Raw genomic sequence first — 19,408 nt, 5'->3', positions numbered from 1 at the left:
CTGCGGGGCCGGCACCCGGCCCCTGCGAAGGGCGGGATCGCTTCTTCCTTGATCTGTCCCCTGCGGGTGCCAGCCCTGCCGCGGGCACAATCGCCGGCATGCAGAAACAACAGGTGTTGGTCGCCGGCGGCGGCATCGGCGGGCTCGCGGCGGCGCTGGGTGCCTCCCGGGCGGGATGGGACGTGCGCCTGTACGAGCGCGCCGAGGCTTTCAGCGAAGTGGGCGCGGGCGTGCAGCTCGGCCCCAACGTCGTGCGCCGGCTGCAGGCCTGGGGCCTGCAGCATCGGCTGCAGTCGGTGGCCGCGTTCCCGGAGCGTCTGCAGGTGCGCAGCGCGCTGAGCGGTGCCGAACTGGCCGTCTTGCCCCTCGGGCCCACGGCCGTGGCGCGCTACGGCGCGGCCTACGCCACCATCCACCGCGCCGACCTGCACGGGCTGCTGCTCGCCGCCGTCACCAAGTACACCGACACGCAGATCTCGCTGGCCCACGCCATCGACCATTTCTCCGATGCCGAGGGCGTCGTCACCGTGCGCACCAGCCGCGGCAAGGAGGTGGAGGGCGATGCGCTGGTGGGCGCCGATGGCCTGTGGAGCCGCACGCGCGCCGCGCTGCTGGGGGACGCGCGCCCGCGCGTGACGGGGCACCTGGCCTACCGCGCGCTGGTGCCGCAGCACGCCCTGCCCGACGTGCTGCGCACCCGCCAGGTCACCGCGTGGCTGGGGCCGCGCCTGCATGCCGTGCAGTACCCGGTGCGCCGGGGCGAACTGCAGAACCTGGTGGTGATCGTGCAAGGGCCGGCGCCGGACGACCTGGAGGGCTGGGACCACGCCGCCAACGCCGCCGGGCTGGCGTCGGCGCTGCGCGGTGCCTGCCCCGCGCTGCAGCAGGCAGTGAGCGGCGTGGCCGACGCCGGCGGCGGCTGGCGCCTGTGGCCGCTGTGCGATCGCCCGCCCGTGCGCGGCGCCGACGGCATGGCGCGCGGCCGGGTCGCCCTGCTGGGCGATGCCGCGCACCCCATGCGGCCCTACCTCGCACAAGGCGCCGGCATGGCCATCGAGGACGCCGCCGAACTGCAGCGCGCCCTGTCCATGCACGACCTCGACGTGCCCCTGCGCCTGCGCCGCTACGCCCTCAACCGCTGGCAGCGCAACGCCCGGGTGCAGGCGCGCTCCACGCGCAACGGGCGGATCTTCCACGCCACCGGCCCGGTGCGCTGGGCGCGCGATGCCTCGCTGCGGCTGCTGGGCGAGCGTCTGCTGGACGTGCCCTGGCTTTACCGGGGCGATGGCTCCAGTGCCAGTTCACTTTAGTTTGCTATTAAATTAATAGCTATACGCCATAGTACTGATTGCGGTGGAGGCCGATTTGGTTGGAGTGTTTCTTGCGGGTATCACGGGTGTGTTTGTGCGGACATTGCGGTGAGTTAACAATTAGTTAAGAGAATGTTGCATCCTGGAGCCGGAGCGCTCCCATCTGCAGTTAGCATTCGCCCCCAATAAAAACGCGATCTCGAAGGGGGGATTGAATGAGCGCAGAACTCGCGGCCACGTTCTTCAACGTCGGCTACGGACAGACCCTGGCCCAGTCCATGGACAAGAACCAGGTGGACGTGCTGGTGCTGACGCAGGGCCAGTACATGAGCATCCTGCAGGACAAGGCCAGGCGCAATGCCGCGCTGGAATTCAAGCTGCGCAAGATGCTGTCGCAGTCCACGTTCGGGCAGTATTGGCAGAAGGAGTTCAGCCCGAATGCCAGCGAGCCGTGGGTCGGGCCCGTAGCGCAGGGTGCCAATGACATGCTGGCCATCACCAAGACGCTGAACGCCATCGGCATGGCGGGTATCAGCACCTACATCAAGACCACGGCAACAGGCACGTACATCATCATCAAAGGGTACTCAGCCAAACGCAGCAGTGCATTGCAGGGCACGCGCTACCTGGCGACGAATCCCAAGATGCTTCAGTTGGGCTTGGGAATGAAGAGCCTGCAAGGCATCGCCAAAGGCGGCTTCATGCTGGGCGTGGTGGTGTCCACAGGGATCGAGTTGATGGACTTCATGTTCAACGACGAGAAGACCATGTATGACTTGGTGGGCGGAATCGGGGTGGAGGCTGTGAAAGGGGGACTGGCTGGGCTGGTGGCCTATGGTTTCGCAACCCTTGCAGGACTTTTCACCACGGTGGCGGTCACCCCACTTTTTGTCATGGCCGTTTTTGCTGTGGTCGTGGGGACGGTTTTGAATGCAGCGGACAACAAATGGCAGATCAAGAAAAATGTGATTGATGCGCTGAAAGCCACTCCTGAATCCATGTCGCAAGGGCTTTACTACATCGATAGAGCTGTCGAATCCTGGGCTAAGGAAATAGGTAGTTCTGCCGAGCAAACGGGTGTTCGGATGGGCAAGTCCATCGACCAGGGAGTGAAGGATTTCTTGTGCCGAATGACATGCCGTCGACACTGATTTCGTCTTTCCTTCAATGAGCTAACCCATGAATAACACCCGTCAGATCAGAAAGGCATTGGTGTGGGGCCTGCCTCTGTGCCTGTCTATGGCGTTTCTATTTGGATGGCTCATTCTTGATAGCGTCATACCGCCGATCAAGCAAATGATCTTTTCGATGCCTGTCATTCGGATCAGGCCCACGGCACTGCTGGCGCCTTTTGCGCTGTTGATTTCGTTGGTTCTCCCACTGGGCTTGGTGCTCAAGGCTATCCCTTATGAAGGCGTCTGGGTCAAGAGGTTGGAAGCTCTGTTTAACTTCCTAGTGTTTTTAAGCGTGGGCGTTTTATTCTTGATCATCAGCACCTCTGCGCTTGTGCAAAGTCGATGGATGCCGCGGCTGGGTTACGTCCAATGCGATCAGCTTCAAGATCAACCTTCTATCTGGTTTACCGACTGGGTGCGCAATCCCGACTGGTGCGTTAAAGGCAAGAGCTTGGAGTGGGTCAATGACAGGGCGGCGGGAAAAGTCTGATGGCAAAAGCCAGGCGGCAGTGAAAGTTCGTCAATGCCGAGCGCCAGATGTTCTTGATTCGCTATTAAATTAATAGCTATACGCCCTAGTGCTAATTGCGGTGGAGGCCGATTTGGCTTGAAGCCCTATCGCGCCGCTCCATGGGCACCGGCTCAGGTGGGCACCGGCTCAGGTGGGCGCCGGCGCCGGTAGCCGCAGGAAGGCCAGCACTCCCGCCATCAGCAGCGCCGCGATCGTCAGCATCACGGCCGTGTATGGCTCCACGCCGTGCGCCGCCGCCATGGCCGCCGCCACGCCGGTCAGCCACTGCATCAGCGCCACGCCGAGAAACATCGCCATGGTGAACACGGCCATCGCACGGCCCGTCATCGCGGCGGGGTAGGCCGAGCGCACACGTCGGCGTACTGCAGCACCATGTAGCCCGACAGCAGCCCCACGCCGATGGCGCCGCCCACGTCCAGCCAGGTCTGGTGCACGAGGCCGATGGCGAGGAACACCAGGGCCAGCACGCCGGTGAACCCGGCGATCCAGCGCCGGCGCCGCGCGGGGCCCGGGTCCAGCCGCCCGAACAGCGCGGGGCTGAAGAGCGACACCAGCGACACCACCACGGCCACGTTGCCGCTTTGCACCAGCGAGAAGCCGTGCCGCTCGATCAGCAGCGGCCCCAGCCACAGCCCGCGCAGTGCGAGAAACGATGCATAGGTGTTGAGCGCCAGCAGCACGATGCCTGCCGTGTGCGGCAGCAGGAACAGCGCCGCGAAGCCACGCACGGCGGCGCCCACCGATTCGCGCGGGGCGCCGTCAGCGTGCGGCCGCGCGGGCTCGTGCACCTTCCAGAAGATCAGCAGCCACGCCAGCGCGGCCAGGCCCGCCAGCACGCCGAACCCCCAGCGCCACGACGCGTGCTGCACCAGCCAGGCCAGCGGCGTGCCCGTGAACAGCATGCCCAGGCCGCCGACGCCCATGGCCACGCCCGACACCACCGCGAACCGCTGGGCCGGAAAATGCCGCGCGATGAACACGGTGCACACCAGAAAGGCCGGGGCGCAGCCCACGCCGATCAGCGCCTGCCCGAGCAGCACCAGTCCGTAGCCCGGCGCCAGCGCCGAGAGCAGCGCGCCCGCAATGGCCAGCGGAAACGCCGCCAGCAGCGTGCGCCGCACGCCGTACAGGTCGATCCCGATGCCCATGAACAGCTGCATGGTGCCGAAGGCGAACGCAAAGGCCCCGGCGAAGGCGCCCAGCGCCGCGGCCGATAGCCCGAACTCCGCCCGCAGGCCCGTGGCGATGATCGCGGTGATGGTGCGAAACGCCTGGCTCAGCGCGAAGCCCGACACCAGCGCCAGCAGCATGCCCCAGGCCGCGCGCGGCGCCAGGGCGGCAGGGGGCGGTGCGGCGGGCGCGGTGGGCATGGGCGATGGCGGGGTGGGGTGGGGTGGGGTGGGGTGGGGTGGGGCGGGGTGTGGACGATGAGGGCGGTCAGCCGTTGACCAGCGCCAGATAGGCCTTGCGCGTCTCCGGCGACACCGAGGCCACGAGCTGGTCGTAAGGCGTCTGGTGCCGCGCCATCATGCGGGCCGAGGCGATGGTCTTCGATTTGCAGAATCAGTGGCAGGTGTGCTGCATCAGGAACAGCTCGGCCGACAGGGTGAAGGCCTTGTCGCGCGCATCGCGGCCGGCTTCGTTGCGCACCGCGCGGTCGATGCCCTGGGCATGCACCAGCAGGGCCTTGCGCATGTCGAACGCGGCCGATGGAAACAGCTGGTGGGCGAACGGCAGGCTGATCGCGATGCGGCTCACGCGGGTCAGCGCCGGGTCCAGGCGCGAGAACTCGGCCGTGAAGCGGTTGAACTGCTCGGTCAGCTGCGATTCGGTGGTGGTCAGCAGGCTCCAGATCTGGTCGCGCCGCTGCGGCTCGCTCTCGCCCAGGGCGCGCAGGTAGCCCTCGGTGAGGTTCTCCATCAGCTTCTCGATCTGGTAGTTGGCCAGGTGGCGCGCCAGCAGCGCGATGCGCCGGCGCTGCTGGCGGGCGTTGAGGGCGTAGGTGCCGGTGGCGATCAGGATCGCCAGAAGAAAGGTGTCCATGTGCGGGGTCGGGCCGTGGTGTCGGGAAAACGGGGGTGAAGGAAAGCAGGGCAGGCGTTGAAAGGAACATGGGCCTGAAAGGCGCGCTCGCGGGCGCACCCGTCAGGTCCCGGGGGGCTGGGGCCAGGGGCGTTGCGGCCCGCGGATCTGCTCGAAGGCATGGGCGACCTGCAGCACGCCCAGGTCGTCGAAGCGCGGCCCGGCGATCTGCAGCCCGATCGGCAGGCCCGCGGCCGTGTACCCGCAGTTCACCGAGGCGGCAGGCTGCTCGGACATGTTGAACGGCACGGTGAAGCCGATGTGCTCCAGCGGGCGCAGCGGGTCGTCGGTGGGCGAGGGCAGCTCGGCCGCGAAGGCGGGCAGGGGCGCGACGGGCGAGAGCACGTAGTCGAACGCGCCGCAGGCCTGCACCGTGGCCACGCGCGTCGCGTGGAACTGCTGGCTGGCGTGGAACACTTCGGTGCCCGACAGGCCCGCTGCGCTGTCGGCCCAGGCACGGATGTAGGGCAGCACGCGGGCGCGCCGCTCCTCGGGCAGGGTCTGCAGGTCGGTGTAGGAGCGCATGCGCCAGAAATGGTCCATGCCGTCGAGCATCCCCTGCGTCATGAACGGTGTCATGGGCTCGATGTGAGCGCCCGCCGCCTCGAACCAGCGCGCGGCCTGCTCGATGGCTGCGCGCACCTCGGGGTCCACCGGCAGGCCGCAGCCGGCATCCAGCAGCAGCCCCAGGCGCAGTCCGCGCAGCCGCTCGGGCCCGCGCGCGGCATCGCCCCAGGCGATGGGCTGGAACGGCAGTCCCATGCTGTCGCGCCCATCCGGCTGGCTCAGCACCTGCATCATCAGCGCGGCGTCGGCCACGGTGCGCGTCATCGGGCCGGCGGCGCGGCCGGTGTAGGGCGGATCGATGGGAATGCGGCCCAGGCTGGGCTTCAAACTGAAGATGCCGCACCAGCTGGCCGGCAGGCGCAGCGAGCCGCCGATGTCGGTGCCGATGTGCAGCGGCCCGTAGCCCGCCGCTGCGGCCGCGCCCCCGCCGGCGCTGGAGCCGCCCGGGCCCTTGGAGCGGTCCCACGGGTTGCGCGCCAGCGCATGGAAGCTCGACAGACCGGACGACAGCATGCCGTAGTCGGGCATGGTGGTCTTGGCCACGATCACCGCGCCGGCCTCGCGCATCCGCGCGGCCGGCGGGGCATCGGCCGGGGCCGGCACCAGCACCGTCGCGGCCGTGCCCAGCGGCGTGGGGTCGCCCGCGGTGGCGATGTTTTCCTTGATGGTGGCGGGCACGCCGTCCAGCAGGCCCTGCGGGGCGCCGCGCAGCCAGCGCGCCTCGCTCGCGCGGGCCTGCTCCAGGGCCGCTTCGGGGCGCAGCAGGTAGGTGGCGCACAGGTGGGGCTCCCACCGGGCGATGTGGTCCAGCACCGACTGCGTGACCTCCACCGGGGACAGGCGGCGGCTGCGGTAGGCGTCGAGCAGGGCGTGGGCGGGCAGGTCGTGCAGTGCGGATGAGGCGGACGATGCGGGCGTTGTGGAGGCGGCCTGGGGCATGGCGGGCTCGTTCACGCTCAGGCCCAGGACAGGGCCGACAGGTCGTTCACGAAGATCGGCATGTCCTTCCACAGCCCGCGCAGGTTCTTGTTGGCCACCGTGACCCATTGCGGCTGGTACAGGAAGGCATGCACGGCATCCTCGGCCAGCAGGCGCTGCGCATCGCCCAGCAGGCGCGCCCGGTCGGCGGGGCGGGCGGCGTTCTTGATCTGCTCGTACAGCGCGTTGAATTTGGGCGAGTTGTAGCCCCAGTAGTAGTCGGGCTTGGCGAAGTTGCCCAGGTCGAACGGCTCCACGTGCGAGATGAGGGTGAGGTCGTAGTTCTTGTTGCCGTAGGTGCCGCTCAGCCACTGCGCCCACTCCACGTTCTGCAGCTTGGCGACGATGCCCACCTTGGCCAGCTGCGCCGCGATGACCTCGCCGCCCTGGCGCGCGTAGGGCGTGGGCGGCAGTGTCATGGTCAGCTCCAGCGGCGTCTTCACGCCGGCCTCGGCCAGCAGCTTCTTCGCCTTTTCGGGGTCGAAGGGGTTGATGCCCGTGGTGTCCAGGTAGCCGAAGGCGCCCGGTACGTAGTGGCTGCCGATCGGCACACCCAGGCCGTCCCCGGCGCCCTGGATCACGGCCTTGCGGTCGATGGCGGCCGCGATGGCGCGGCGCACCCGCACGTCGTCCAGCGGCTTCTTCTGCTGGTTGATGGCCAGGATGGTCTTGGCGCGCGAGCCGCTCACGATCACCTGAAAACGCGGGTTGGCCTTGAACTGCGCCACGCTGCGCGGCGTGACGCGCGGGAACGCGTCCACGTCGCCCGCCATCAGGGCCGCCACCTGCGCGGCCGGGTCCGAGATGAAGCGGAACGTAGCGCGGCGGATGTGCATCGCGTTCGCCGTGCGGTAGCCGTCCCAGCGCGCCAGCGTGACCGAGGCGCCCTTGCTCCACGATTCGAGCCGGTACGGCCCCGTGCCGACGGGCTTGGTGGCGTTGGTGTCGGCGCTGCCCGGCTCCACGATGACGGCGGTGGCCTGGCCCAGCAGGAAGAGCAGGTCGGGGTCGATGTCCTTGTTGATCACCACCACCGTGAGGTCGTCCACCACCTGCGTGGTGAGGTTGGCGAAGGTGCGCTTGTCCTTGTTGGTGCTCTTGTCGCCCGCCGCGCGCTCGAACGAGAACTTGACGGCCGCCGCGTTGAACGGCGCGCCGTTGTGGAACTTGACGTTCCCGCGCAGCTTGAAGGTGTAGGTCTTGAGGTCGGGCGAGACCTCCCAGCTTTCGGCCAGCAGCGGCGAGACGCTGCCGTCCGCGTTGATCTTGGTGAGCGGCTCGAACACGTTGTACAGCGTGATCTCGCCGATGGACGAGGCCGCGCCGGCCGTCGGGTCCAGCCCCGGGGGCTCCAGCGTCATGGCGAGGGTGACGGCGTCCTTCTTGCCCTGGGCCAGCGCCTGCAGGGGCGCGGCGAGCGGCACGGTGGCCAGGGCGCCGGTGGCGAGGACGGTGCGACGGTTCAGCATGGGCGGATTCTCCGGATAGGAACAGACCAGGGGCGGGACGGAAGGCGAGGGGGCGGGCGGCGGCATCGGATCGGCGGGGTGGATCGGCCGGCGGCGCGCGCCCTCGGCGGCCAACAGGCTTTTTACTACACCCCGGGCCCGGCCGGGGGGCGCCGCGCCGCCGGCGCACGCGCTCGCCCGGGTTCGATGGATGGCACGGCGGCCACCAGCGCGCGGGTGTAGGGGTGCTCGGCCTGGGTGAACAGCGCCTGGGGCGTGCCGCGCTCCACGATGCGGCCCTGGTAGAGCACCACCACCTCATCGCACAGGTGGTGGACCACGGCCAGGTCATGGCTGATGAGCAGGTAGGTGATGCCGAAGCGCTCCTGCAGGTCCTGCAGCAGGTTCAGCACCTGGGCCTGCACCGAGACGTCGAGCGCGCTCACCGGCTCGTCGGCCACCACCAGCCGCGGCCGCGTGACGATGGCGCGCGCGATGGCGATGCGCTGGCGCTGCCCGCCCGAGAACTCATGCGGGTACTTGTCCAGGTCGCTCGTGCGCAGGCCCACCTGGGCGAGCGCCTCGCCGGCCCGCTCGCGCTGCTCGGCACGCGACACCTTCGCCGTGCCCGGCGTGGCGGGCAGTGCCTGCAGCGGCTCGGCCACGATGCGCGCCACCGTCTGGCGCGGGTCGAGCGAGCCGTAGGGGTCCTGGAACACCATCTGGAAATCGCGCCGCGCGGCCCGCAGTTCGGCCGCCGGCAGCGCGTGCAGATCGCGGCCCAGCAGGTGCACGCTGCCGGCGGTGGGCGCATCGAGCGCCATCACCAGCCGCGCCAGCGTCGATTTGCCCGAGCCGGATTCGCCCACCACGCCCAGGCTGCGGCCGGCGGCGATGGACAGGCTCACCCCGTCCAGCGCCCGCACCGTGGGCGGCGGCGACCACAGGCGCTCGCGCGGCAGGGCGTATTCGCGCACCAGGCCGGTGGCCTGCAGCAGGGGGGGCTCTTCGGGGTCGAATCGGTCCTGTGCCCTAGTACTGATTGCCGTGATTGCTATGTTTTTGATAGTGGCATCCAAGGTCATGCCCGGCCCTCCTGCACCGCCGCTGCCGCCACCGCGTCCAGGCGAATGCAGCGGGCCGAATGGCCGTCGCCCAGCGGCACGGGCGCCGGCAGGGCCGGGTAGCACGCGGGCACCGTGAAGCCGCAGCGGCCCGCGAACGGGCAGCCGGGCGGCAGGTCCACCAGTTCCGGCACCGTGCCGGCGATGGTGGGCAGGCGCACGCGCGCACCGTGGGCGCCCCTTCCCGACGCAGCCGCATCGAGCCGCGGGCGGGCCGCGAACAGCCCCCGCGTGTAGGGGTGGGCCATGGCCGAAAACACTGCCGCCGTGGGGCCGCGCTCGACCACCGTGCCGCCGTACATCACCAGCATGCGGTCCACGTTCTGCGCGATCACGCCCAGGTCGTGCGAGATCAGGATCAGCGCCATGCCGCGCTCGGCCACCAATTCACCGATGAGCCCCAGGATCTGCTGCTGCACCGTCACGTCCAGCGCGGTGGTGGGTTCGTCGGCGATCAGCAGGTCCGGCCCGCAGGCCAGCGCCATCGCGATGGTGATGCGCTGGCGCTGCCCGCCCGAGAACTGGTGCGGGAACGCATCGAAGCGCTGCGCCGCTCGGGGGATGCCCACGCGGTCCAGCAGCGCCACGGCCTGTGCGCGCGCCGCGGCGGCGGGCAGGCCCAGGTGCTGCCGAAGCGGCTCGGCGACCTGCCGGCCGATGGTGTGCACCGGGTTGAGCGCCGTCATGGGCTCCTGGAAGACCATGCCGATGCGGCGCCCGCGGATGCGGCACAGCGCCGCCTCGTCCTGGCCCAGCAGCTCGGTGCCGTCGAAGCGGATGCTGCCGTGCGTGGTGGCGCGGTCCGGCAGCAGGCCCATCAGCGCCATGGCGGTGAGGGACTTGCCGCAGCCCGACTCGCCGATCAGGCCCAGCGTCTCGCCGCGTTCGAGCGTGAAGCCCACGCCCCGCACGGCATCGGCCGGGCCGCGGTGCGTGTGCAGCCGCACGTGCAGGTCGGAGACTTCGAGCAGGGGCATGGCGGGCGGGGCGTGGGAGTCCATGGCGTCAGCGCTGGCGCGACAGGCGCGGGTCGAGCAGGTCGCGCAGGCCGTCGCCCAACAGGTTCAGCCCCAGCACCGCCAGCGCGATCGCCACGCCGGGCCACACGGCCAGCAGCGGCGCCTGGAACATGAGTGTCTGCGCCTCGCTCAGCATGCGGCCCCAGGACGGTTGCGGCGGCTGCGTGCCCAGGCCCAGGTACGACAGTGCGGCCTCCGCCAGGATGGCCAGCGCGAACTGGATCGTGGCCTGCACGATCAGCGCCGCCGCGATGTTGGGCAGCACGTGCTCCCGCGTGATGCGCCACGGGCCCTTGCCGCAGGCGCGCGCCGCCAGGATGAATTCGCGCGACCACACGGCATTGGCCGAGGCGCGCGTGACCCGGGCGAAGGTGGGGATGTTGAAGATGCCGATGGCGATGATCGAATTGACCACGCCCGCCCCGAACACGGCGGTGAGCATGATGGCCGAGAGAATCGCCGGGAACGCGAAGGTGAAGTCCGCCATCCGCATGATGAGTTCTTCCACCCAGCCGCGCCGCGCCGCCGCCAGCAGCCCGAGCGCCGTGCCGATGGACAGGCCGATGCCCACCGCGATCACCCCCACCAGGATGGAATTGCGCGCGCCCACCAGCAGCAGCGAGGCCACGTCGCGCCCGAACGCATCGGTGCCCAGCCAGTGCGCGGCCGAGGGGGGCAGCAGCTTGGCCTCCATGTCCATGTCGTAGGGCGAGCCGGGCGTCCACACGAAGGACACCAGCGCCGCCAGCACCAGCAGCAGCGACAGCACCGCGCCGATGGCGAAGCTGCGGTGGCGCAGCGCGCGGCGCAGGCCGGACGGCGCGGCCCCCGCTGCCGGGACGGGCTGGGAGGGCGTGGCGGGGGACGGGGGCATCACAGGTCGCTCGCTTTCACGCGCGGGTCGATGGCGGCATAGAGAAGGTCCACCACGAAGTTCACCACGATCACCATGGCCGCCAGCAGCATCACGCAGTTGCGCACCACGATCAGGTCGCGGTTGGCGATCGACTGGAAGATCAGCCGCCCCAGGCCCGGCAGGTAGAACACGTTCTCCACCACGATGGTGCCGGCCAGCAGGTTGGCGAACTGCAGGCCCATCACCGTCACCACGGGAATCATCGCGTTGCGCAGCACGTGGCCCCAGAGCGCCGCGCGGCGCGACAGGCCCTTGGCGCGGGCCGTGCGCACGAAGTCCTCGCGCAGCACCTCCAGCACCGACGAGCGGGTGATGCGCGCCAGGATCGCCGCCTGCACCACGGCCAGCGAGATCGCGGGCAGCAGCAGTGCCTTCAGCGCCTCGAGCGGGCTGCCTCCGCTGTCCTCGGTCCAGCCCGGAAAGCCGCCCGCCGCGAACCATTGCAGCTTCACCGAGAACAGCAGGATCAGCAGGATGGCGAACCAGAAATTCGGAATGGCGATGCCGATCTGCGCCAGCCCCATCACGCCCACGTCGCCCCAGCGGTTGTGGCGCGGTGCCGCGTACACGCCCGCCAGCAGCGCCAGCACGGTGGTGATCGCCATGGCCATCAGCGCCAGCGGCACGGTGAGCGCCAGCCGCTCCAGAACCAGGTCCCGCACCGGAGTGCCGTAGGCGTAGCTGTCGCCCAGCTGGCCCGTGAGCAGCCCGCCCACCCAGTGGCCGTAGCGCTGCAGCGCGGGCTGGTCCAGCCCCAGCTTCGTCGCCAGGGCGGCCACGGCCTCGGGCGAGGCATCCGGTCCCATCAGCATCTGCGCCGCATTGCCGGGCAGGATCTCCAGCACCACGAACACGACCACCGACGCCCCGGCCAGCGTGGCGATGAGCGTGAGCAGCCGTTTGAGGAGGAAGGGTCCCATGGGATGGATCGGAAGGGCGCCGCAAGGCGTCCGGGCTGCCGAAAGGGGCAGGGCGGTGTGGGTGCAGCATAGCGGCAAACACCGTGCGGCGGTCGGAGGCGGGGCGCGTGCGGTGCACCGGTACCCGTTGCGGCGCGGGGCCGGATGGGCACGGCGCGGTGCGCGCGGGGATGGGGCAGGGGGGCAGACCGCCCCGCCTGCGCCAGGGACTTGCCAGGGCGGGGATAATCCTGGCATGACGTCCGCCCTCCGTGCCCTTGCGGCCTTTCGCGCGCCCCAGGCCTGTGCCAGGAGATCGCCATGGCTTTGATGATCACCGACGAGTGCATCAACTGCGACGTGTGCGAGCCCGAGTGCCCCAACCAGGCCATCTACCTGGGCGAGGCCATCTATGAAATCGACCCGGCCAAATGCACCGAGTGCGTGGGCCATTTCGATGAGCCGCAGTGCGTGCAGATCTGCCCCGTGGCCTGCATTCCGGTCAGCCCGCAGCACGTGGAAAGCCGGGAAACCCTGTTCCAGAAGTACGAGCGCCTGCAAGCCGCGGCGGCCCAGGGCGCGGCGTCCTGATTCAGGCGGTTCCGTCTCCCACGCAAGAAGGTATTGCGCGGGCAGCTCTCAAAATAGCAGTTAAACGCCGTCCGGCCGTGGCGGCTTGGGGCGTGGGGGCTTGGTCGTGTGCACCAGCAGCGTGGCCTTTTCCATGTCGCCCGCCAGCATCGCCGGGTGCGCCTTCAACGAATGGGCAATGCTGTCTTCGATCAGCGTTCGCTGGTCGGGCGACGGCTTTTTGAGCACCCAGTTCGCCACTTCCGCCTTGATGCCCGGGTGCCCGATCCCTATGCGCAGGCGCCAGTAATCCGCCGATCCCAATTGCGCATGGATGTCGCGCAGCCCGTTGTGGCCGGCATGGCTGCCGCCGCGCTTGAGCTTCACATGGCCCGGGGCGATGTCGAGTTCATCGTGCGCCACCAGGATTTCGTCGGGCTGGATCTTGAAGAACCGCGCCAGCGCCGCCACCGATTTGCCCGAGAGATTCATGAAGGTCTGGGGCTCCAGCAGCCAGACGCTCTGCCCATGCACGTTCGTGCGGGCGACAAGGCCGTGGTAGTTGCGGTCCGGCACCAGCGTGGTTTTCAGTTCGCGGGCCAGTGCATCGATCCACCAGAATCCGGCGTTGTGGCGGGTGGCGTCGTAGTCGGGCCCTGGGTTGCCCAGGCCCACAAACAGTTTGATCATGGTGTCCGCGATTATCCGTGTGTGCCCAAGAAAAACGGCCCACGCAGGTGGGCCGTTCGGAGCGGTGCCGCCGGAGCGGCCCGCCAGGAGGTTGCCCTCCTCCTGTCGCCGGGACGGCGACAGTTGGGGAGAAGATTAATTACTTCTTCTTGCCCTTGCCGCCCTTGGCGTCGGCGGCAGGTGCTGCGTCGGCAGCAGGTGCTTCCACTTCGACCACGGGGTTGGTCACGGACACCAGAACGGGGTTGTTCTGGCCGCCACGGATCACGGCGCTCACGCCGCGGGGCAGCTTGATGTCCTTCAGGTGCAGCGATGCACCCTTCTTCAGCTTGGTCAGGTCCACGGCGATGAATTCGGGCAGGTCCGAAGGCATGCACGACACGTCGAGTTCGTTCACGACGGGGTTGACCAGGCACTTGTCCACCTTCACGGCGTCGGATTCTTCAGCGCCGCTGTAGTGCAGTGGCACCTTCATGTGCAGCTTGGTCTTGGCATCCACGCGCTGGAAGTCGATGTGCAGCACGAGTTGCTTGTAGGGGTGGTATTGCACGTCACGCAGCAGCACCTTGGAGGTGGTGCCGGCCACTTCCATGTCCAGCACGCTGGAGTGGAAGGCTTCCTTCTTGAGGGCGTGCCACAGCGCGTTGTGGTCGATCTCGATCAGTTGGGGCTCGGCGGCACCGCCGTAGACGATGCCGGGCGTCTTGCCCGTGTTGCGCAGACGGCGGCTCGCACCCGTACCTTGCTTGGCGCGCTCAAAAGCGACGAAGTTCATGGTTAGCTCCTGTGAGGGCCGGCCGCGACCAGCTCAGCCCTGTTGAAAAAGACCCGTGCCACCTGGCAGCGGACCTGCTTGTGTTCCCGAACGAACAAACCTCCCGAAGGAGGTCTGCCATCCCTTCCGCCCCGAGGGCGGACGTCATCAGAAAAGGTTGTCCTGGTCCGAGAACAGACTCATCACCGACTCTCCCTTGGCGATGCGCTGGATCGTTTCTGCGATCAGCGGTGCCACGGAGAGCTGGCGAATCTTGGTGCATCCCTTGGCGGCTTCGCTCAAGGGGATGGTGTTGGTCACGACCACTTCGTCGAGTGCGGAGCCCTTGGCGATGCGCTCGATGGCCGGGCCCGAGAAAATGGGGTGCGTGCAATAGGCGTACACCTTCTTGGCGCCGCGCTCCTTGAGCACTTCAGCGGCCTTCACGAGCGTGCCGGCGGTGTCGATCATGTCGTCCATGATCACGCAGTTGCGGCCGTCGATCTCGCCGATCACATGCATCACTTCCGATACGTTGGCCTTCGGGCGGCGCTTGTCGATGATGGCCAGATCGCAGTTCAACTGCTTGGCCAGGGCCCGTGCGCGCACCACGCCGCCCACATCGGGCGACACGACGATCAGGTCGTCGTATTGTTTCTGGCGCAGGTCGCCCAGCAGCACGGGCGATGCGTAGATGTTGTCCACCGGGATGTCGAAGAAGCCCTGGATCTGGTCTGCATGCAGGTCCATCGTCAGCACGCGGGCCACGCCCACGGCCTGCAGCATGTTGGCCACCACCTTGGCGGAGATCGGCACGCGGCTGGAGCGCGGACGGCGGTCCTGGCGTGCGTAGCCGAAGTAGGGGATCACCGCGCTGATGCGTTCGGCCGAAGCGCGCTTGAGCGCATCGACCATGATCAGCAGTTCCATGAGGTTTTCGTTGGTCGGCGCGCAGGTCGACTGCACGACGAACACATCGCGGGCACGGACGTTCTGCTTGATTTCGACAGTGACTTCGCCGTCGGAGAAACGGCCTACGTCCACTGCACCCAGCGTGGTGCCGAGGTGCCGGGCAATGTCCGCCGCCATCCCAGGATTGGCGTTGCCGGTGAAAACCATGAAGTCGGGGTGATTGGCTTGCATGAGCGACCCAGCAGTCTAAAAAAAAGCCCGTGTGCGAAAGTATTTGGCAGGGGAAGAAGGATTCGAACCTTCGCATGCCGGAATCAAAATCCGGTGCCTTAACCAGCTTGGCGACTCCCCTACACAGGTCGATCACTGAAAGTAATCAACCGAAATCCTGATCCGAGGCCCATCCTGCCAGAGGATGAATCATCAGATTTTCACATGCCTTGACTTGCCACGCGCCGGGCGCGTCTTGCAAGTTCACTGCCTGTGGCATCTGCGCAAACACTGCACTTCCCGAGCCAGTCATTCGGCCTTGTAACCCTTTCGATTCCAGCCACTGAAGGGCTTGACCGATCTCGGGACACATTGCTTGAGCAACCGGCTGCAGATCGTTACTTCCAAACTGGTAGTGTGCTGCAGCAAAGCCTAAGATTGTAGCACAGCCAGAATCGCGTTTTAAGGAAGGGTGCGAAAAAATCGATTTCGTATCCAATCCCGCTTCTGGTTTGACCACCAGGAATTGTGTTCTTGGCAGTGCATGCGCTTTCTCAAGCGGGCGTATTGTCTCACCAATTCCTTCCACCCAAGCGTTATGGCCGCGTAAAAAAAATGGCACGTCGGCGCCCAGCGACAGCCCGATGCGCTCCAGTTCCCCACGCGTCAGTTGCAGGTTCCACAATCGGTTGAGGGCCAGCAGGGTCGAGGCCGCATCGGACGAACCACCCCCCATACCCGCCTGCGCTGGAACTCGCTTTTCAATGCCTATGTGTGCGCCCAGCGTGCATCCGGTGGCAAGCTGCAAGGCCGAGGCTGCGCGCACGCAAAGGTCTTGTGGGGGCAGAGCCTCCGACAGGTCCTCCCGGGTGATCCCGCCGTCCTCGCGCAGTTCGAAATGGAGCGTGTCGCACCAATCGATCAGCATGAACACCGATTGCAGCAGGTGATAGCCGTCGGCGCGTCGCCCGGTGATGTGCAGAAAGAGATTGAGCTTGGCCGGCGCCGGCACATCGTGCAAAGACCGCATGTGTTTCAGCGGTCCAGGGCAATGCGCAGTGTGGCGTGCGGCAAGGGGCTGCGACGGTGAGCGACGAGCCTTCCACGGTCCATGCCGTCGAGTTCTGCCTCCCAGCCATCGACCGCGATGGGTTCGCGTTTGAGCCAGCCGAACAAGGCGGAAACCGGCACCGTGCTGCCTGTCAGCTGCAGGACCAGCGCGTCCAGCGAGTCGGATCGTCGCGTTTCCGATCCGTTGGTCAGTGTGGCCAGCCCGGGCGACCACGCCAGCTTGGCCATCACATTGCCGAAGGGGTTGAGAAGCGTCAGTTCCCCTTGTTCGGGGGCGCCTCGCAATTCGAATGCAGCGTTCAACGGTTGTGCGGCGGGATCGTCCACTTGCAGCGAGAGCCGGCCGCTCCATGCATCGCTGGGCGCTGCATCCTGCGTGGCCAAGTGGGCGTGCTGCGCACAACCCGTGAGGAGCAAGAAGGCCACCGTTGCCAGCCAGGTACTCCAGGCAGGCCAGGCGCTTTTGGCATCTGCGCGGCGAACACCGCTTGCGGCATGCCGCATCAAGGGTTGGCCCCCAGGCGCTTCAAAGTCTGGCGCAGGGTGTCGTTGTCCTTGTTCAGCCGCAGGCCTTCTTTCCAGACAGATGTCGCGCGATCGCGCTCTCCAAGCGACCACAGCACTTCGCCCAGATGGGCCGCGATTTCCGGATCGGGCTGCGCCTTGAATGCATCGCCGAGCAAGCGCGCGGCTTCTTTCCGATTACCGAGCCGAAACTCGACCCAGCCGAGACTGTCCATGATGAACGGGTCGCCGGGCGCGTATTCCAGCGCCTTGGCAATCAGCTGTTTGGCTTCCGGCAGCCGGATGTCGCGCTCCGCGAATGAATATCCCAAGGCGTTGTAGGCATGGTGGTAGTCGGGCTGGCGGGCAATGATCTGCCGCAGCAGCTTTTCCATCTCGTCCAGCAAGCCCGCTTTTTCGGCCAGCATGGCTTGGTCATAGACGAGTTCGTTGTCTTGCGGAGCCAAGGCAACGGCCTTGGCTTGGGCTTCATAGGCTTCCCGGTATTTCTGTGCATCGCGCAGCAGCTGGACCTCGGCGAGCAATTTCATTCGCTCTTCCTGGGGTGTCTTCGCGGGCAGCGCGCGAATGAGCGCAAGAGCTTCAGGTAACTTGCCCTGGCGAGCTAGCAGGGATGCCCTGCGGCTTTGCACCGTCAGCAGTTCTGCGGAGTTCTCGACCCGGCCCAGCCAAGCCTCCGCTTCCGCCAGGTTGCCCCGCTTTTCTGCGATCTGGGCTTGCAGCAGGAATGCCTGCGTCATCGCGCTGCGGCGCGGATCGCTCGCAGGCAGTGCCTCGAGGAGTTTCTGAAACTGCGTCAGGGACGCATACGCCTCATCGAGGCGGTTGGCCTGCAAATGCAGGCTGGCTTTGACCAGCCAGGCTTCTGCCATGTCCGGCGTGCTCTGGGTCAGCAGATCCGCCTGCTTGGAGGCTTCCGCATAGCGTTGTGAGTCCAGCAGGGTGCGAACGTACACCATGCGGATTTCCGGCTTGGGTGTCCCGGCCAGATAGCGGGCAACCAATGGCTCGGCCTCTGTCTCGCCGGCTTCCAGCAGTTGCAGCGCCAGCAAGGCGACGCCTTCGGCGGGCGCATCCATGGTCTGGGCCTGGCGTGCGGCTTCCAGTCCACCCTTCTTGTCGCCCGCGGCCAGACGCATTCGGCCGATGGTGATCCATGCGGACGGGCCGGATGCCGGGTTGCTAAGCTGATCTGCCAGCGCCTGCTCGACGACCTTGGCGGCCATGGCCTTGTCGCTGGCCCGTCCGTACAACTGCGGAATGGCCTGGAGCGTCATCGCCCTGTCATTCGCAGGCGATTGATCCAATTCCTGCTTGAGGAGGTCGGACGTCTCCTCGATGCGATTGAGCGCAATGAGGATCTGCAACACGTACCGGTTGGCCTCGCGCGACTGAGGCTGTGCGCTTTTCCATGCCCTCGCTGCCGCCAGCGCATATTCGGCCGAGCGCGATTGCAGGGCAATCTCGACGGCCCGTCGATAAAGCTGGCCATCGCCGCTGCGGCGGGCTGCTTCGAGCATGAGCGAATAACCGGTGCCGGGATCCCCTCCCGTGGTGCTGATCTCCCCGAGCAGGATTTCATAGAACAGTTCTGCGTCGAGCGCGGCGGCTGCATCGCTGGAAGTCTCCTGAGACGCTCGAAGCCCGGCTTGCGATGTCGGTGCCGGCGAATTTTGCGCCTGTGCAGAAAGAGTTCCCGTCACCATGGCGCATGCCAGGGTGATGGTCCAGAGTCGATGTGATTGCGCCATCAACCCATAATAATCCATGGTTCAACGTCTTTGTGGAGCGTGCAGGCATGCCTGAGTTGCCGGAAGTGGAAGTAACGCGACTCAGCATCGCGAAGGGGATTTCCGGCGCGGTAATCCAGTCGGTCACGGTGGGCAAACCATTGAGATGGCCACTCGGTTGCTCGCCCGAGGGGTTGATTGGCCGCACCATCACGGCAGTGCGGCGCCGGGGCAAGTATTTGCTCCTGGACCTGGACGGAGGGCTTCTCCTGATCCATCTCGGCATGTCAGGGAGCCTTCGTCTGGGGCAATCGCTGGAAGCGCGTGGTCCACACGACCATTTTGAAATGGAAACGACCTTGGGGACCTTGCGCCTGCGGGATCCTCGAAGGTTCGGCGCAGTGGTTTGGGCGCGAGACGAGGGCGCTGAAGAAGCGAAGAAGCTGTTGGGTTCACTGGGGGTGGAACCCCTTTCCGACCTGTTCACCGTCGACGGCCTATTTGCCGGTTTGCGTGCGAGCCGGGCGCCTGTGAAGCAGGTCTTGCTCAGCGGCAAAGTGGTGGTGGGGGTTGGAAACATCTACGCATCGGAAGTGCTGTTCCTGGCGGGCATCCGCCCGACCGTGAAGTCATCGACCATCGGCTTGGCGCGGGTTCGCCGCCTGCACGCAGCCATCCGCGAGGTACTGGCGCGCGCGGTGGAGCGCGGCGGCAGCACGCTGCGGGACTTTGCCAGCGCGGACGGCAGTGAGGGCCATTTCCAGCTGGAGGCGCATGTCTATGGACGGCACAACGAGGCGTGCCGGGCCTGCGGGTCTCCAGTGCGAATGATCCGGCAAGGCCAGCGCAGCACCTACTATTGCATCCGTTGCCAGAAGGCATAGGGTTAAGAGGGG

At 67.0% G+C, this 19,408-nt stretch carries 17 protein-coding genes, 1 tRNA gene and 2 pseudogenes; 5 read left to right on the top strand and 15 right to left on the bottom strand.

Annotated features, from left to right (window positions below; genetic code table 11):
* The first annotated feature begins 98 nt into the window (after nt 1-98).
* From AVMA1855_RS04020 to AVMA1855_RS04010, 3 genes are all read left to right on the top strand, one after another.
* Entirely contained in the window at nt 99-1,310 is a 1,212-nt protein-coding gene (locus AVMA1855_RS04020) for an FAD-dependent monooxygenase (protein ID WP_284429223.1), read from the top strand.
* A 215-nt stretch (nt 1,311-1,525) separates the two neighbouring features.
* Nucleotides 1,526-2,461 carry a hypothetical protein gene (locus tag AVMA1855_RS04015; RefSeq protein ID WP_284424698.1) on the top strand — a complete coding sequence of 312 codons (936 nt, stop codon included), beginning with the start codon at nt 1,526-1,528 and terminating at the stop codon, nt 2,459-2,461.
* Between the two features lie 28 nt (nt 2,462-2,489).
* On the top strand, nt 2,490-2,975 hold the full coding sequence (locus tag AVMA1855_RS04010; RefSeq protein WP_284424697.1) for a hypothetical protein: 486 nt from the start codon (nt 2,490-2,492) through the stop codon (nt 2,973-2,975).
* A 168-nt stretch (nt 2,976-3,143) separates the two neighbouring features.
* Here AVMA1855_RS04010 and AVMA1855_RS04005 read toward each other — a convergent pair.
* The 8 genes and pseudogenes from AVMA1855_RS04005 to AVMA1855_RS03970 all read right to left on the bottom strand — a co-directional run bounded on the left by AVMA1855_RS04005 (nt 3,144) and on the right by AVMA1855_RS03970 (nt 12,071).
* Nucleotides 3,144-4,387, bottom strand: a pseudogene (locus AVMA1855_RS04005) (MFS transporter).
* A 67-nt stretch (nt 4,388-4,454) separates the two neighbouring features.
* Nucleotides 4,455-5,060: pseudogene (locus AVMA1855_RS04000) on the bottom strand (hypothetical protein).
* Between the two features lie 102 nt (nt 5,061-5,162).
* Complete coding sequence (locus tag AVMA1855_RS03995; protein WP_284424768.1) at nt 5,163-6,605, bottom strand: amidase; 1,443 nt, start codon at nt 6,603-6,605, stop codon at nt 5,163-5,165.
* A gap of 17 nt (nt 6,606-6,622) precedes the next feature.
* Entirely contained in the window at nt 6,623-8,113 is a 1,491-nt protein-coding gene (locus AVMA1855_RS03990) for an ABC transporter substrate-binding protein (RefSeq protein WP_284424696.1), read from the bottom strand.
* Between the two features lie 125 nt (nt 8,114-8,238).
* Nucleotides 8,239-9,177, bottom strand: coding sequence for an ATP-binding cassette domain-containing protein (locus tag AVMA1855_RS03985; protein WP_284424695.1), 939 nt, complete (start codon nt 9,175-9,177; stop codon nt 8,239-8,241).
* On the bottom strand, nt 9,174-10,193 hold the full coding sequence (locus AVMA1855_RS03980; protein WP_284424767.1) for an ABC transporter ATP-binding protein: 1,020 nt from the start codon (nt 10,191-10,193) through the stop codon (nt 9,174-9,176). The genes AVMA1855_RS03985 and AVMA1855_RS03980 overlap by 4 nt, the downstream gene beginning before the upstream one ends.
* 28 nt (nt 10,194-10,221) lie before the next feature.
* On the bottom strand, nt 10,222-11,109 hold the full coding sequence (locus AVMA1855_RS03975; protein WP_284405522.1) for an ABC transporter permease: 888 nt from the start codon (nt 11,107-11,109) through the stop codon (nt 10,222-10,224).
* The gene (locus tag AVMA1855_RS03970) at nt 11,109-12,071 is read right to left on the bottom strand and encodes an ABC transporter permease (protein WP_284424694.1); all 963 of its coding nucleotides are present in this window, start codon (nt 12,069-12,071) and stop codon (nt 11,109-11,111) included. The genes AVMA1855_RS03975 and AVMA1855_RS03970 overlap by 1 nt, the downstream gene beginning before the upstream one ends.
* A gap of 300 nt (nt 12,072-12,371) precedes the next feature.
* Between AVMA1855_RS03970 and AVMA1855_RS03965 the strand changes: the two genes are divergently transcribed.
* The gene (locus AVMA1855_RS03965; RefSeq protein WP_272564890.1) at nt 12,372-12,641 is read left to right on the top strand and encodes a YfhL family 4Fe-4S dicluster ferredoxin; all 270 of its coding nucleotides are present in this window, start codon (nt 12,372-12,374) and stop codon (nt 12,639-12,641) included.
* 60 nt (nt 12,642-12,701) lie between these two features.
* Here AVMA1855_RS03965 and pth read toward each other — a convergent pair whose 3' ends face one another.
* The 7 genes from pth to AVMA1855_RS03930 form a co-directional block, all read right to left on the bottom strand.
* Nucleotides 12,702-13,310, bottom strand: a complete 609-nt coding sequence (pth, locus tag AVMA1855_RS03960; RefSeq protein ID WP_284424693.1) for an aminoacyl-tRNA hydrolase — start codon at nt 13,308-13,310, stop codon at nt 12,702-12,704.
* A gap of 139 nt (nt 13,311-13,449) precedes the next feature.
* Nucleotides 13,450-14,085, bottom strand: a complete 636-nt coding sequence (locus AVMA1855_RS03955) for a 50S ribosomal protein L25/general stress protein Ctc (protein ID WP_272564888.1) — start codon at nt 14,083-14,085, stop codon at nt 13,450-13,452.
* Between the two features lie 147 nt (nt 14,086-14,232).
* Entirely contained in the window at nt 14,233-15,207 is a 975-nt protein-coding gene (locus AVMA1855_RS03950) for a ribose-phosphate pyrophosphokinase (protein ID WP_272548852.1), read from the bottom strand.
* Between the two features lie 44 nt (nt 15,208-15,251).
* A tRNA-Gln gene (locus AVMA1855_RS03945) sits at nt 15,252-15,328 on the bottom strand.
* A 24-nt stretch (nt 15,329-15,352) separates the two neighbouring features.
* The gene (gene ispE / locus AVMA1855_RS03940) at nt 15,353-16,216 is read right to left on the bottom strand and encodes a 4-(cytidine 5'-diphospho)-2-C-methyl-D-erythritol kinase (protein ID WP_284424692.1); all 864 of its coding nucleotides are present in this window, start codon (nt 16,214-16,216) and stop codon (nt 15,353-15,355) included.
* 5 nt (nt 16,217-16,221) lie between these two features.
* Nucleotides 16,222-16,641, bottom strand: coding sequence for a lipoprotein insertase outer membrane protein LolB (locus AVMA1855_RS03935; RefSeq protein WP_284402291.1), 420 nt, complete (start codon nt 16,639-16,641; stop codon nt 16,222-16,224).
* 119 nt (nt 16,642-16,760) lie between these two features.
* Entirely contained in the window at nt 16,761-18,551 is a 1,791-nt protein-coding gene (locus tag AVMA1855_RS03930) for a tetratricopeptide repeat protein (protein WP_284402292.1), read from the bottom strand.
* Between the two features lie 29 nt (nt 18,552-18,580).
* Here AVMA1855_RS03930 and mutM point away from each other — a divergent pair, with 29 nt between their 5' ends.
* On the top strand, nt 18,581-19,396 hold the full coding sequence (mutM, locus tag AVMA1855_RS03925; protein WP_284424691.1) for a bifunctional DNA-formamidopyrimidine glycosylase/DNA-(apurinic or apyrimidinic site) lyase: 816 nt from the start codon (nt 18,581-18,583) through the stop codon (nt 19,394-19,396).
* Nucleotides 19,397-19,408 lie beyond the last annotated feature (12 nt).

This window comes from Acidovorax sp. SUPP1855, from assembly GCF_030158955.1.
GTDB lineage: Bacteria > Pseudomonadota > Gammaproteobacteria > Burkholderiales > Burkholderiaceae_C > Paracidovorax.
This window is presented reverse-complemented; position numbering and strand designations above follow the sequence as displayed.

Coding starts and splice junctions, on each gene's coding strand:
- AVMA1855_RS04020 (WP_284429223.1), top strand. CDS start 99: ATGCAGAAACAACAGGTGTTGGTCGCCGGCGGCGGCATCGGCGGGCTC.
- AVMA1855_RS04015 (WP_284424698.1), top strand. CDS start 1,526: ATGAGCGCAGAACTCGCGGCCACGTTCTTCAACGTCGGCTACGGACAG.
- AVMA1855_RS04010 (WP_284424697.1), top strand. CDS start 2,490: ATGAATAACACCCGTCAGATCAGAAAGGCATTGGTGTGGGGCCTGCCT.
- AVMA1855_RS03995 (WP_284424768.1), bottom strand. CDS start 6,605: ATGCCCCAGGCCGCCTCCACAACGCCCGCATCGTCCGCCTCATCCGCA.
- AVMA1855_RS03990 (WP_284424696.1), bottom strand. CDS start 8,113: ATGCTGAACCGTCGCACCGTCCTCGCCACCGGCGCCCTGGCCACCGTG.
- AVMA1855_RS03985 (WP_284424695.1), bottom strand. CDS start 9,177: ATGACCTTGGATGCCACTATCAAAAACATAGCAATCACGGCAATCAGT.
- AVMA1855_RS03980 (WP_284424767.1), bottom strand. CDS start 10,193: ATGCCCCTGCTCGAAGTCTCCGACCTGCACGTGCGGCTGCACACGCAC.
- AVMA1855_RS03975 (WP_284405522.1), bottom strand. CDS start 11,109: ATGCCCCCGTCCCCCGCCACGCCCTCCCAGCCCGTCCCGGCAGCGGGG.
- AVMA1855_RS03970 (WP_284424694.1), bottom strand. CDS start 12,071: ATGGGACCCTTCCTCCTCAAACGGCTGCTCACGCTCATCGCCACGCTG.
- AVMA1855_RS03965 (WP_272564890.1), top strand. CDS start 12,372: ATGGCTTTGATGATCACCGACGAGTGCATCAACTGCGACGTGTGCGAG.
- pth (WP_284424693.1), bottom strand. CDS start 13,310: ATGATCAAACTGTTTGTGGGCCTGGGCAACCCAGGGCCCGACTACGAC.
- AVMA1855_RS03955 (WP_272564888.1), bottom strand. CDS start 14,085: ATGAACTTCGTCGCTTTTGAGCGCGCCAAGCAAGGTACGGGTGCGAGC.
- AVMA1855_RS03950 (WP_272548852.1), bottom strand. CDS start 15,207: ATGCAAGCCAATCACCCCGACTTCATGGTTTTCACCGGCAACGCCAAT.
- ispE (WP_284424692.1), bottom strand. CDS start 16,216: ATGCGGTCTTTGCACGATGTGCCGGCGCCGGCCAAGCTCAATCTCTTT.
- AVMA1855_RS03930 (WP_284402292.1), bottom strand. CDS start 18,551: ATGGATTATTATGGGTTGATGGCGCAATCACATCGACTCTGGACCATC.
- mutM (WP_284424691.1), top strand. CDS start 18,581: ATGCCTGAGTTGCCGGAAGTGGAAGTAACGCGACTCAGCATCGCGAAG.